Genomic DNA, 12,459 nt, shown 5'->3' with positions numbered 1-12,459 from the left:
CTTCATGCGTGTTTCCTCATGCGCTGACGCAGCAGCCATTCGCCGCCCATCAGCACATAGCTGATGCACCCGTTCCAGAGTGTCCATAGCCGGATATTACTCAGCAGGCAGGTGGTCAGGGCCACGCTGCCGTTGAAAATAAAAAACCCGCACCACACCTGCGTCACTCGTCGGGTATAACGAACGGCTCGCGGCGGCAGCTGAGGTTCACGCAGGCGCGCTAGGCGCTCTACCAGCGGCATCGGGCTGAACAGCGAAGCGGCGAACAGCAGAAGCAACAGGCCATTAACCACCACCGGATACCACAGCAGCAGATGCTGCGCCCGCAACACGACACTGGCGAGAGACAGCAGGCAGCCGATCAGCGCCAGCAGCAGCAGCGTGCGGTTCAGCGCGCCCTGCGCCTGACGCAGGCTCCAGATGCGCGCCGCAAACACCAGCGCCAGCAGCACCAGCACGGCGCGCCACTGCGGGTGAGTCAGCGCCAGCCATACCAGCAATGGCCAGGCGATCAGCGCCAGCGCGTTCAGCAGCTGCAACAGCCTGTGCATGGCGTTTATCAGGCCTGGTCGCGCATCAGCTGGTCGACGGCGTCAACCACGTCCTGTACGGTGCGTACCGCGCGGAAGGCTTCTGGCTTGATCTTACGCCCGGTGCGTTTTTGCAGATGCACCACCATGTCAACCGCATCAATACTGTCGAGTTCGAGATCTTCGTACAGGCGAGCGTCCGGGCGAATCTCGTCCGGATCAATTTCGAACAGCGTAGTTAGCAGCGTCGCCACTTCCTGGTGAATATCTTGTTTGTTCATGTCGACGGTTCTCAGGCTTGCTGTTGTTCAACAAAGGCGGCCAGCGTGGCCACGGAAAAAAAGTGCGCCCGCAGCGTTTCGCTCTCGGCGGAGAGCTGCACGCCGAAGCGGTTTTTCACCGCCAGCCCCAGCTCCAGAGCATCGATCGAGTCGAGCCCCACCCCTTCACCAAACAGCGGTGCGTCGCTATCGATATCATCCGGACTGATATCCTCCAGATTCAGCGTGTCGGTAATCATGGTTTTAATGTCGTCAATCAGTGCTTGCATAACTTACTTTGTCTCTTCAGGCACCAGCGCCTGTTGCAGATAACGCGTCAAACGGCGCGCGGCCAGCGGCTGCGCATCCTCATCCGCTTCGTGAAAGACGTGGCTGGCAATACGCGATTGTACGCGTACCGTAAAAACCGGTTTAACCAGCGGAATCTGATACCAGCGGCTTTGCTTGTCGAGCATACGCTGTGTACAGGTGATATGAATCACGCGCAGATCGCATCCGGCGCGCACCGCAATATTTGCCGCACCGCGCTGCAGTTGCAGCGGCTGGCCGTAGCGGGTGCGCATCCCTTCGGGGAAAATCAGAATGGTATCGCCGCGTGCCAGCCGCTGCTGGCTATCAGGCAGTAGCGTCTCCGCTTCGCTGTTGATCAGGTAATCGGCTGATTTAATAACGCCGCGGAAGAAAATGTTGTGCTGCAGGTCGGCCTTCACGAGGCAATCCATCTCGGGTAAGAGCGAGGCGATCATCACGTAATCGATCAGCGACGGATGGTTGGCGACAATCAGGCAGTCGCGATCCTGACGCAGCGCTTCTGCGCCCAGCATCTGATAGTCATACACGCCGACAAAACGGCAGAAGCGCAGAAAGCAGCGAAAGCTCCATGCAATGCTGCGGCGCGCGATCTGCCGCCGGCGCAGACCGTCACGCTGAATCAGCAGCAGCAGGTTGAACCAGATCAGCGACAGCAACAGACCGCCAATGCTGAACAGGCTAAAGCAAAGCACGGTCATCACCAGCCGCCAGTAATAGTTGCCACCGCGCCGCTGGCGCATCGGCATAGCGTTATCCGCCATGAGCACGCTTCCAGCGCCACTGATGACGCTCGCCGGCTAGGGTGAAATCCGCCGTCTCGCTCAGCATCGCATGCAGAAACTGCAGGCTCTGCGGCAGCGCATCAGGCCGGCAGCGGGCGGCGGTCGCCGTACAGCGCCACGCTTCGCCGGCGCGCAGCAGCAGCGCAACCGCGTAGGGTGCATTAAAGGTATCGATCTCCGGCAGCCACGGACGGTAGTAGTCGGGCACCAGCCCATCAAAATCCACCAGCAGCACCTGCTGGTAACCGGCCTGATGCAGCGTGGTGACCTCAAGCAGGCCCTGCTGGAAGCTGTCGATGCCGGCAGAAATTGACGATGACACTAATGGCTGACGCGCGGCGATGGTCAGGCTGCCGACCGCCGAGTTGTGCACGGACATCGCGAAGTCGGTGGGGGGGATAGCGGCTGGCCGCCCGCGAGCGTACGCAGAATACGCAGATTGCGTTCCAGTTCGCCATGGCGGCTGGTAAACACCACGGCGTCAACCGACTGTCGGGCCAGCAGCGCAAGGCCGCACTCAACGGCGGCACGGCTGCCGGGGCTGAGACGACGGGCAGTCATCATAGGTAAAAACTGGGGTTTGGCGATAGCCAGGCAGGCATCCAGTACCGGCGCGTGTTGCGCCCAGCGCTGCCAGTCGTCGGCGCTGCTGTAGCCCGGCGAGATGGCATGCCTGTCAACAAGGGAGTAAGCGAGTTTCATACCTGCATTCTTTCTTCAGCCTCAGGGATGGTTAGATTTTCGCTGCGCGGCATCCCTTCCCTGCTCTCTATTCCAGTCATCCGCCTCACGCGGATGTCGCCGAGTTCTCAGGCGGACATCGGGTCAGCCTGTTTCTATTTCGGCAGCGTGCCGGCTAACTTTACGATTAACTGTTAGTGGCGCGCGTGATGACTTATTTTACTGCTTGCACCGCCAGACGGGTCTGGATGCCCTAGTTCAGGTTCTGAATCCAGCGGTTGTAGTTACGGTGAATCTGGCCACTGCCTGCTTTCAGATTGGTGCTGCTGACGTAATCAATGCGGTAGCTGTTAGCAGTGTAGGTGATACGGATATTCGCCGTGTGGCCGCGTTCTGCCAGCAAACCATTCATCACGACCGGACCCGCCGGTGAGATCACACAGTGATTGGCCGCGCCAGCTTCCACGATAGCCCGCTGCATCTGCTGATCGCTGTAACTCTGTCCAACCGTCTGGCTGACTGTTCTGACGTTCTGGATAGGTGCCGTACGCGATGCACAGCCGGCGATTAATACCGCTGCAACCAGCAGTGCCAGCGTGGCTTTTTTATTCATCATTTCCTTTTCTTCCCCTGTCATGGCAAGCCGCGCAACCACGCGGCCGTGCAGGCAACACCCCCTGCATAGTTCCGTTCAGACTGTGTAAAGCGCCGCGGATAATACCACTAATTGTAAAGACAAGTAAAAAAAAGCATGAACCACTTAAGTTTGGGCCGGTCCTGATGTGAAACCGGTGCTAACCGGCTTTAGACGTCATTTATGACCGCAGCCAGGCGGCTGCGGCATGATGATCACTCTGCCAGCCGCCGCCGAGGGCGCGGTAGAGATCGATTTGCGCCAGCAGCAGCGTGTTTTTCACCGCCACAATATTCAGCTAGGTGCTGAACAGCGTGCGCTGCGCATCAAGCTCATCGAGATAGGACGCATAGCCATTCTGATAACGGTTGCGCGCAATCCGCCACGCCTCGGCAAACGTAGCGCTCCTGCGCCTGCAACTCTGTCAGCTGCTGCTGGCTGCGCGTGATGGCATCCAGCGCGTTATCCACCTCGGCAAAGGCATTGCGCACCACTCTTTCATAGCCGTACAGCGCCTGGTTGCGCGATGCCATCGCCACATCCACCTGCGCGGTCAGCGCTTCGCGGTTGAGCAGCGGTGCCAGCACGCTGCCGCCGATGCTCCACAGGCGGAACGGATTATCCAGCAGATCGTGTAGCTGGCTGCTCTGCAGCGTGCCGGACGCCGTCAGGTTGAGCGATGGCAGCAACTGTGCCTGCGCCGCCGCCAGCGACGCGTCGCTCGCCAGCAACAGGCGCTGCGCCTGGACAATGTCGGGCCGGCGATTAAGCAGCTGCGACGGCAACAGCGCCGGCAGTGCGTGTGCTCGCAGCTGGTCGAACTGGCTGCTGCGCGCGATCTGGCGCGGATTCATGCCGACCAGAATGCTGAGCGCGTTCTCCTGCTGGGCGATCTGATGCTGCAGCTGGGGAATTTGCGCTTTCGCCGTCTGATACTCCGACGCCGCCTGCATCCATTCGAGTCGCGAGGTATAGCCGGTTTCGAACTGACGCTGCGCCAGGTTCAGCGAGTTCTGCCGCGTTTCCAGCGTGGCCTCGGTGACGCGCAGCTGCTCGTCGAGCGCGCACAGGCTGAGGTAACCGGAAGCGACCGAACTGGCAACCGTCAGCTCGGCTGCCGAGGCCGCCGCACGCTGCGCCGCCAGCGTGGCTTCCGCCGCGCGAATGCTGTTGCTGCGGCTTGCCCCATAAGTCGACCTCATAATTCGCCCGCAGCAGTCCCTGAAATACCGCATTTTCGTACGGCTGACCGGTCGCCGCTGACAGCGCACGCTGATGGGTTGCCGCCACGCCCGCCGACAGCGTGGGAAAGTTGTCGCCCTGCGCAGCGCGCAGCTCGGCGCGATACTGATCGACGCGCGACCGGGCAATGAGAATATCGCTGTTGTGCTGCAGCGCTTGGTTCACCAGCCAGTTGAGACGATCATCGCCAAAGCTGCGCCACCACTGCGCTTCTGGCGCGGCGGCGGGCTCGACCTGCTGGCGCCAGCCGGGCGGAATCGGCAGCGAGGACGGCGCCTGCTCCACTTCGCGGGCGCAGCCGGTCAGCAGCAGCGCGATGAGCGCCGCGAGTAACGGCCGCTTCATAACGCGTCCCGGTGTGGTTCGGCGGCGGTATCTATGTCGACTTCCACCGACATCCCGGGCCGCAGCTGCTGCAGTTCGTCACCAAGAATTTTGATGCGCACCGGAATGCGCTGGGCGATTTTCACGAAGTTACCGGTGGCGTTATCTGGCGAGATGGCGCTGAACTCAGATCCTGCGGCGGGCGAGATAAACTCAACGCTGCCGTCAAAGCGCTTGCCGTCCAGCGCATCAACGCGGATCGACACCGGCAGACCGAGGCGCACGCGCGCCAGCTGGGTTTCCTTCAGGTTGGCAATCACCCATTTATTATCCGGCACCACCGAGGTCAGCCGCGTGCCGGCAGTAACATACGTGCCTTTGCGCACCGACAGCTGACCGAGCTGGCCGCTGTCCGGCGCGATAATGCGCGTGTTGTCCAGATCGATATTGGCCAGCTCCAGTGCCGCCTGCGCGCTGGCTACGTCGCCGGCCAGCGCTGCGCGGTTGACGATGGTGGTTTGCATATTCTGCTGCGAGACCGCCACCTGCGCCGCCGCCTGGCGCAGCTGGGCCTAGGCCTGCGCATTGGCTGCGCGCGCGGCGTCACGCTCGCGTACCGACAGCGAGCCATCAGCCGCCAGATTTTCCACTCGCTTCAAATCCAGACTGCTTTTCAGCGCCTGCGCTTTGGCATTCTCCAGCGCGGCTTTATTGCTGGCGATAGTGGCCTCCGCACTCTTCTGCTGCTGCTGGTTGTTATTCTGCGCAGCGATCTTCATCGCCAGCTGTGCCTGCGCCTGATGCATGCGCTGGCGATAGATACGATCGTCAATGGTCATCAGCAGCTGTCCTTTGCGCACCGGCTGCAAATCCACCACTTCGACGTTCGTCAGGTAGCCGCTGACCTGCGGGCTGATAAAGGTCACCTGGCCGCGCACGTAGGCGTTTTCCGTTGACTGGATGGTTGCTGGTGAAGGGCCACAGCTGCCAGGCGTATAAAATCACCAGCACGCCCACGATGGCGATACCGCTCCCGGCGGCGATAGAGAGAATGCGTCGGCGGTTGGTGCGCTCGCGCTCCGCAGCCTGTAGGTAGTCCTGTTGACTCATGGGGTCTCCGTTCGGTTTGCTGGCGCAGCCTGCAGCTGTTGCTCAGTCAGATTATGTCGCGCCTGGCGCCAGTTAAGATAACGCAGCCGCGTCAGGCGCCACAGCACCCACATCAGCGTTACCATTGCCAGCGCGGCAGTCAGTAAGATAGGTATCGTTATAAGCCAGCACGTTGGCCTGTAGCGTGGCCACGGTTTGCAGCTGACTGCTGCTCTGCGCGCTGAGCAGGCCGCTGTCCGCCAGCTGGCTGCGAAACAGCGCGCTGTACTGGCTGAGGCGATCCACCACATTGGGATCGAGCAGCGACAGCTGATCGCCCAGCAGGCTGGAGTGATATTTTTCACGCCACGTCTGGAAGGTGCCGAGAATGGCGGAGCTAATCAGCCCGCCAAGATTCTGGCTCATGCCAAACAGCACGACAAAACTCACCAGATTTTTCGGCTGAGTCACCACGCCGCCGATGCCAAGCAACATCGCTGGCCCAAGGAAAAAAGCACTGCTGAAACCGAGCAGAAACTGGCTGAAGTAGAGATTACTGGCGTGTGTCACCAGGCTGGATTGCGCATCCATCAGCGAGGCGACAATCATTACTGCCAGCGAGACCACGATTGGCCAGCTCAGATGGTTGAGTTTGATGGTCAGCGCGCTGGTAATCATGCCGCAGATCACGCCCGCAATGATCGCCAGCGCCAGCCCGCGCATCTGCTCGTTGAGCAGGCCCAGCTGCTGCAGAAAGCCCACCGCACCGGTATTCTGCTCGGCCAGCACGATGCGCATCATGATCATCACAATGCCGAGCCGCACGATCATGCCATTGCTCAGCCAGCGGGTGTTAATCAGCGGGTTAGCGCGGTTATGCTCCAGCACCAGCGCCAGACAGACGCCGAGCCAAGGTGTGCTTGAACCACCACTCAATGCGCCCGAGCGACAGCACGCCGCACAATAACGCCATGCCCGGTGCCAGCAGCATAAAGGTCACGAAATCGAGCTTTTCGAACGCTTTGGTACGGTCGCCCGGCGGCAGCTTGACCACCAGCACGCAGCCCAGCGCAATCATCGCCAGGCCCAGCTCAAACAGATAGAGGCCGCGCCACTCCTCCAGCTGCAGCAGCTCGCTGGAGAACAGCCGCGCCAGCGGAATCGCCAGCTGTGAGGCGGTGATGCCAATCACCAGCGCTTTGAGACGGTGCTTCGCCGGCCAGGCCTGGATCTGATAATAGATGCCCAGCGAGCTGAGCGCCGCGCCCACCATGCCGTGCGCGGTACGCACGATAATCGCCGAGCTGAGATCGTTAGCGAGGATGTGAAAAAACGCCACGATGACGTACAGCACCAGAAAGGCTTCGGTAAACAGCCGCAGACCAAACTGCTGGCGGAACTTCACCAGCAACAGATTAATGGAGATATTGCCCATCACGTAGACCGCCGGCAGCCAGGCGATTTCGTTGCTGTACGCGGCGAAGGTGCCCTGCAGATTGGTGAGGTTGGCGGTCACCAGCGCATTACTCAGCGCACCGGTAATGGAGATCAGCAGGCCGATCAGGCCAAACGCGATGCGTTTCGATGGCGCATGCAGCGGTGTCGAGGGCGATCCCGGCAGCATCGGCTTTTCGTGCGGCAGCCATTCGCGGGGGGCATACGGGTTACGTTTCGCCACGGCTATACGTTTCCTAAGCGTTCAAGCAGCTGCTGCAACACGTTTTCGGTCACTGCCAGCGCGGCGGGATCGATATCGGCCAGCAGCTGGGCGCGCAGCGCATCCGCCTGCGTTTTCACCGTATCGAACGCCTCGCCGCCCTGCTCGGTTAACACCAGCAGGCGCTTGCGACGATCTTTCTTTGGCTGTACCCGTGCCAGCAACTGCTGTTTCACCAGCCGATCGACCAGAGGCACCACACTGGCTTCCTCCAGCGCCAATAGCTATGCCAGTGCCTTTTGCGTTGGCGGTTCACTGGCGGTCGCTACGCTGGCAATCGCCAGCCAGCTACTTATACTCAAACCGCTCTCTTTTAAGCGGCGATCAACCGCCAGCCGCCACGCATGGGCAGTAAGATGCAACAGACGGGAGAACGGTTGTGGATGGTCAGTCAAAGCGTAGCGGCCTAATAGTTAGAGTTCTAACTAAATGGGAAGGTTATTATAAGCTAAGCTACGTGCGAATGAAAAGTTTGCTTACATCAGCAAATTTAGTCGTGCTGCGCGCAGATTACCAGTTTCACTTAAGTCGCGAAAAGGCCCGGTCAGGCCGCGTGTACAGCTTGCCTGTATAACTTTTTTCGGCAAAATACCCTATATTATTGAGTTGATTACCCTGATAAGCACGAAATGCACAAGCCGCCGCTTGTACAGATTAGGGGTTACTGTATAACTTTAGCCGCCATGAATCGGTTAACGATTCGGTAACGAATGATGCAGTTGCGTCGCCTCTGAAGGTGTTGTGGATTTCCACCTTCAGAGGTGTCTTTTTGTGTTGGGTGATGAGTCAGGTTTTTCGCGCCTGTCCGCGCGGGAATATTTCATCCTGGTTGTGCTGGCCGCTAGGCCATCAGCCAATCTTAAGGGCTTACACATGCAAAATGCCGTCAACAGCAGCGACGCCATCGCTGACGATTTCAAACAGGCCGTTAACAGTGAAACCAATGAGATGGAAGTCTTAGGCCATCTGATTGCTGAAATCCTGCATAGCGGTATGCCGGTGACCAATAAGGCCATTATTGCCGCCCTGATTGGCCGGCTGGAGCAGGAAGCCGATGTCGTCCAGCTGGATGTCTACCGTCACCTGCTGGAACTGGTGGTTCACCAAACCCCGGATGATTTTTCGCTGTAGCCGCAGCGGATTCCAAGGATGGAATCAACCTTATCGCCCCGTTTTACTGGCGCCTCGCGTCATCCCCCGGTAACATCGCCCACGTTAACTTTTCCACTAAATATTGCTATGCCGTGACGGCATGCGCATCCAATAAAAGAGCCTGCAACAGATGAGTCAAACTGCCGATCGCCCCGCTGCCACAGCGAGCGACATCACGGTCGCACGTGTGCTGCGTTCACCTTCTCTTTTCACCCGCGAGTGCCTGGCCGGGGTGATTACCGCCCTGGCGCTGATACCGGAAGTGATTTCGTTTTCCGTGATTGCCGGCGTCGACCCTAAAGTCAGTCTTGTCGCTTCGGTGGTGCTGTGCCTGACGCTGTCGATTCTGGGAGGACGTCCAGCGATGGTCACCGCGGCGGCCGGTTCCGTCGCGCTGGTGATCGGGCCGATGGTGCACGCGCATGGCGTGGAGTACATTCTGCCGGCGGTGATCCTCGGCGGTATGATTCAGATCATTTTCGGCCTTGCCGGGCTGTCGCGCATGATGCGCTATATTCCGCGCTCGGTGATGATCGGCTTCGTTAACGCGCTGAGTATACTGATTTTCTTTGCGCAGGTGCCGCACGTCTGGGGCCAGTCCGGCCTAGTGTGGCTGCTGTTCGCCGCCACGCTGGCCATCGTGCTGCTGCTGCCAAAAGTGCTTAAAAGCGTGCCTTCGCCGCTGGTGGCTATCGTGGCTGTCACCGCTGTCGCGCTGCTGCTGGGCTATCGCGTGCCCAACGTCGGTAATGAAGGGCCAATGCGCGCCGGCCTGCCGGATTTCAATACCCTGCTGGTGCCGCTTAATCTGCAGACGCTGCAGATTGTCTGGCCCACCGCGCTGTCGGTCGCCTTCGTCGACCTGATGGAATCCCTGCTGACCGCCAAACTGGTGGATGACATGACCGATACGCCTTCCGGCAAGCGGCGTGAATCCTGGGCGCTGGGCGTCGGCAATATTCTGGCGGGCTTTTACGGCGGTATCGCCGGCTGCGCGATGATCGGCCAGACCATTGTTAACGTTGAGCTGGGCAAGGCGCGCATCCGGGTGTCCACCGTGGCCGCGGCGCTGGTGCTGCTATTGCTGGTCACCGGTCTGAGCCAGATCATGGCGCAGATTCCGATGGTGGTGCTGGCGGGCATTATGATGGTGGTCGCGGTGAAAACCGTGAACTGGCACAGCCTGCAGCCGGCCGCGCTAAAACGCATGCCATGGTCGGAAACGCTGGTGATGGTGCTGACCGTCGCCGTCACGGTGTGGACCGGTAACCTCGCGCTTGGCGTGCTGGTGGGCGTGATGCTCGCCATGATGCTTTTCACGCGCCGCATCGCTCACGTGATTCATGCAGAACGCCAGCTGAGTGACGATGGCGAGCAGGTGCACTACACAGTACGCGGCCTACTGTTTTTCGCCAGCAGCAACGATCTGTTTGAGCATTTTGACTACGGCCACGATCCGCAGCGCGTCACCATCGATTTGACCCACGCGCAGATTTGGGATGCCTCCAGCGTGGCGGCGCTCGACGCCATTGAGTACCGCTGCCAGCGGCACGGCGCCAGCGTAACCTTCACTGGCCTGGATAACCGCAGCAGCGATTTCCGCGATCGCCTGCGCGGCAATCTCGGCTAGGTGTGCGATCGGGACGCCCGACGCGGGCGTCCTAATCGTAATTATTTAACCAGGGCAAACAGATCATTGAGCGATTCGCTCATGGTTGGGTGGGTAAAAATCTGGTCACGCAGCACGCTATACGGCAGCCCGGCATCCATTACCGTTTTCACAATGTTAATGACTTCATGCGAGTCCGCTGCCAGCAGCGCCACGCCGAGAATCTGCTGCCTGCCATTATCAACCACGGCTATCCCGGCAAACATTGAAGCAAACTCAACGCCAATATAACCGCCGCCAAGGATCCCCAGCCGCTGCGGCAGTTGCGTTAAATTCAGGATACCGCTGCTGTCAACCACGCGTGGTCCGGCAACTAAGCCTTCCAGCACGGGAAACACCGCTTCGGCACCGCTATTGATAAAAATACGCTCAGCATGAATCTGGCTGATTTTCTGCGAGGAGGTGATTTTCAGCGTGTGGGCATCCACAAATTCCACCTCGCCATCAATGACATCGACCTGCGCAATAGCGGCCAGGTTGAGGTAATTCTTCTCACGCAACAATACTACTACTGCCGCTTTACGCTGCATAGCAGCGCTGAAATTGGCATGATGTTGCACATCATGTACCAGTGCTTTCGTTGGGATACAGCCGACATTAATGCAGGTGCCACCATACATTGCGCGGGATTTTTCGATGATCGCGACGCGCCATCCGGCGCGACCCAGAGCCGCCGCCAGCGTTTTACCTGCTTTACCAAATCCGATGATTGCTGCCTGATAATGGTTCATGATGTTCTCCATGAGCGTCAAAAATAGTCATCACCCTAAGCTTACGGTTTGCTGCCGCGCCGTATTTCGCCGCAACGCTGATATTTTGTCTTTGCGTCTGAATCAAGCGGGCAGCTCAGGGAAAAGGGAAAAAACAGATGGATCTATTGAGTCAACTGCTGCTACTGCATAACCCGCAGGGCGGCATAGATAAGAACTGCGTGCTGAGCGGTGAGTGGCAACTGCCGCACAGCGCCGGGCACCTGTGCGCAGTGCGCTGGCATACGGTCACAGGCGGCCCGGTCATTCTGGATATACCCGTCACTGCGGGTGTCGTACTCACTGCTGGCAGCGTCATATTTCTGCCGCAAAACGCCGCGCATCGTATTTATCAGCGCCATACTCAGCCTACCCAGCTGGTGTGCGGCCTGCTGGAGCTGCCCGCGTCGGCGCATGCTTTCCTCACCGCCCTGCCCGAAGTGCTAATGCTGGCCCCCAAATCCACAAGCAGCGATGGGCGCTGGCTGGCTGCGGTGCTGCCGTTCATCACCCAGAGTGCGGACGCAACGCCAACTGCTGGTGATGCCGCACTTCGCAGCCAGCAGATTGGCAGCCTGTTCACACTGGCGGTGCGCCATGGGCTCTCAACCCACGCAGCGCACCCTGGCTTACTGTCCCTGGCTCTGCATCCACGGCTTGGCCCTTTAATCACCCAACTGTGCGCCACGCCGGAAAGGCCGTGGACGGTAGAAGCCATGGCTCAGCAAGTGTTTATATCCCGCGCCTCATTCGCAATGCTGTTCCGCCAGCTCAGCGCTACCACGCCGCTGGCCGTGCTCACCGCCCTTCGTCTGCAACTGGCCGCTCAGCGACTGGCGCGCGAAACAGCCCCGTTAATCAACATCGCTCTGCCCGTCGGCTACGCCAGCGAATAATCCTTTCACAAAGCGTTTATCCGTGAGTTTGGCTGCACACCGGGAGAATACCGACGTCGCGTTGAGGCGCTGGCGCAGGACCGCCAAGAGTAAAGAAGAAAACTGTACACGGATCACTGCGCTTCGCTTGCGTAAAGGCGTATTCGTGGATTTGCTTATTTCTCAGTGCGTTAAACGATTACGCGGTTCGTAACAGGAGGAGAGCAAGATGAGTGGTTTGATGAAGGCAGCCTTAGCGGCACTTACATTGGTTACCCTGGCCGGCTGTATGCAACACAGCGATGCGGTGGGCAGTGACGGCCGTCCACACGCGCCCAGCAAGCAGTCAGTACCTGGCACCAGCGAAGGCGAAGGCCCGGTCGGCCAGCCACAGGATTGAGATTAGCGGGACAGAAGTTATG

At 59.4% G+C, this 12,459-nt stretch carries 9 protein-coding genes and 6 pseudogenes; 4 read left to right on the top strand and 11 right to left on the bottom strand.

The genetic code is table 11. The features are described from left to right. Positions 1–2: 2 nt before the first annotated feature. The 10 genes and pseudogenes from AC6I8M_RS05060 to AC6I8M_RS05015 all read right to left on the bottom strand — a co-directional run bounded on the left by AC6I8M_RS05060 (position 3) and on the right by AC6I8M_RS05015 (position 7,987). On the bottom strand, positions 3–551 hold the full coding sequence (locus AC6I8M_RS05060; protein ID WP_010617305.1) for a COG4648 family protein: 549 nt from the start codon (positions 549–551) through the stop codon (positions 3–5). An 8-nt stretch (positions 552–559) separates the two neighbouring features. Next, the gene (locus AC6I8M_RS05055) at positions 560–811 is read right to left on the bottom strand and encodes an acyl carrier protein (RefSeq protein WP_010617306.1); all 252 of its coding nucleotides are present in this window, start codon (positions 809–811) and stop codon (positions 560–562) included. An 11-nt stretch (positions 812–822) separates the two neighbouring features. Beyond that, positions 823–1,080, bottom strand: a complete 258-nt coding sequence (locus AC6I8M_RS05050) for a phosphopantetheine-binding protein (RefSeq protein ID WP_010617307.1) — start codon at positions 1,078–1,080, stop codon at positions 823–825. Positions 1,081–1,083: 3 nt separating this feature from the next. Beyond that, positions 1,084–1,884: a lysophospholipid acyltransferase family protein gene (locus AC6I8M_RS05045; RefSeq protein ID WP_010617308.1), complete on the bottom strand. Its 801-nt coding sequence runs from the start codon at positions 1,882–1,884 to the stop codon at positions 1,084–1,086. Continuing rightward, positions 1,874–2,607, bottom strand: a pseudogene (locus tag AC6I8M_RS05040) (beta-ketoacyl synthase chain length factor). The gene AC6I8M_RS05045 and the pseudogene AC6I8M_RS05040 overlap by 11 nt, the downstream one beginning before the upstream one ends. 232 nt (positions 2,608–2,839) lie before the next feature. Further along, complete coding sequence (locus AC6I8M_RS05035; protein WP_498013793.1) at positions 2,840–3,199, bottom strand: hypothetical protein; 360 nt, start codon at positions 3,197–3,199, stop codon at positions 2,840–2,842. Between the two features lie 202 nt (positions 3,200–3,401). Continuing rightward, positions 3,402–4,807 (bottom strand): annotated as a pseudogene (locus tag AC6I8M_RS05030) (efflux transporter outer membrane subunit). Further along, positions 4,804–5,896, bottom strand: a pseudogene (locus AC6I8M_RS05025) (HlyD family secretion protein). The pseudogenes AC6I8M_RS05030 and AC6I8M_RS05025 overlap by 4 nt, the downstream one beginning before the upstream one ends. Continuing rightward, positions 5,893–7,553 (bottom strand): annotated as a pseudogene (locus AC6I8M_RS05020) (MFS transporter). Before AC6I8M_RS05020 ends, AC6I8M_RS05025 begins: the two co-directional pseudogenes overlap by 4 nt. Positions 7,554–7,555: 2 nt before the next feature. After that, positions 7,556–7,987, bottom strand: a pseudogene (locus AC6I8M_RS05015) (MarR family winged helix-turn-helix transcriptional regulator). Positions 7,988–8,465: 478 nt separating this feature from the next. Here AC6I8M_RS05015 and AC6I8M_RS05010 point away from each other — a divergent pair. Together AC6I8M_RS05010 and AC6I8M_RS05005 are read left to right on the top strand one after the other, a co-directional pair. Beyond that, positions 8,466–8,723 (top strand): biofilm/acid-resistance regulator YmgB/AriR, encoded by a 258-nt coding sequence (locus AC6I8M_RS05010; protein ID WP_022548827.1) that lies wholly within the window; start codon positions 8,466–8,468, stop codon positions 8,721–8,723. A 151-nt stretch (positions 8,724–8,874) separates the two neighbouring features. Further along, complete coding sequence (locus AC6I8M_RS05005; RefSeq protein ID WP_010616822.1) at positions 8,875–10,374, top strand: SulP family inorganic anion transporter; 1,500 nt, start codon at positions 8,875–8,877, stop codon at positions 10,372–10,374. A 41-nt stretch (positions 10,375–10,415) separates the two neighbouring features. Here AC6I8M_RS05005 and AC6I8M_RS05000 read toward each other — a convergent pair whose 3' ends face one another. Continuing rightward, positions 10,416–11,144 carry an FAD-dependent oxidoreductase gene (locus AC6I8M_RS05000; protein ID WP_498013690.1) on the bottom strand — a complete coding sequence of 243 codons (729 nt, stop codon included), beginning with the start codon at positions 11,142–11,144 and terminating at the stop codon, positions 10,416–10,418. 137 nt (positions 11,145–11,281) lie between these two features. Here AC6I8M_RS05000 and AC6I8M_RS04995 point away from each other — a divergent pair. Further along, positions 11,282–12,151: pseudogene (locus tag AC6I8M_RS04995) on the top strand (helix-turn-helix domain-containing protein). Positions 12,152–12,266: 115 nt separating this feature from the next. Continuing rightward, positions 12,267–12,437, top strand: coding sequence for a hypothetical protein (locus AC6I8M_RS04990; protein ID WP_022548828.1), 171 nt, complete (start codon positions 12,267–12,269; stop codon positions 12,435–12,437). Positions 12,438–12,459: the final 22 nt, after the last annotated feature.

It is taken from the genome of Type-A symbiont of Plautia stali, assembly GCF_059731155.1.
This window is presented reverse-complemented; position numbering and strand designations above follow the sequence as displayed.

What these genes read in the sequence shown, in the direction of transcription:
- AC6I8M_RS05060 (WP_010617305.1), bottom strand. Translation starts at nt 551, where the DNA reads ATGCACAGGCTGTTGCAGCTGCTGAACGCGCTGGCGCTGATCGCCTGG.
- AC6I8M_RS05055 (WP_010617306.1), bottom strand. Translation starts at nt 811, where the DNA reads ATGAACAAACAAGATATTCACCAGGAAGTGGCGACGCTGCTAACTACG.
- AC6I8M_RS05050 (WP_010617307.1), bottom strand. Translation starts at nt 1,080, where the DNA reads ATGCAAGCACTGATTGACGACATTAAAACCATGATTACCGACACGCTG.
- AC6I8M_RS05045 (WP_010617308.1), bottom strand. Translation starts at nt 1,884, where the DNA reads ATGGCGGATAACGCTATGCCGATGCGCCAGCGGCGCGGTGGCAACTAT.
- AC6I8M_RS05035 (WP_498013793.1), bottom strand. Translation starts at nt 3,199, where the DNA reads ATGAATAAAAAAGCCACGCTGGCACTGCTGGTTGCAGCGGTATTAATC.
- AC6I8M_RS05010 (WP_022548827.1), top strand. Translation starts at nt 8,466, where the DNA reads ATGCAAAATGCCGTCAACAGCAGCGACGCCATCGCTGACGATTTCAAA.
- AC6I8M_RS05005 (WP_010616822.1), top strand. Translation starts at nt 8,875, where the DNA reads ATGAGTCAAACTGCCGATCGCCCCGCTGCCACAGCGAGCGACATCACG.
- AC6I8M_RS05000 (WP_498013690.1), bottom strand. Translation starts at nt 11,144, where the DNA reads ATGAACCATTATCAGGCAGCAATCATCGGATTTGGTAAAGCAGGTAAA.
- AC6I8M_RS04990 (WP_022548828.1), top strand. Translation starts at nt 12,267, where the DNA reads ATGAGTGGTTTGATGAAGGCAGCCTTAGCGGCACTTACATTGGTTACC.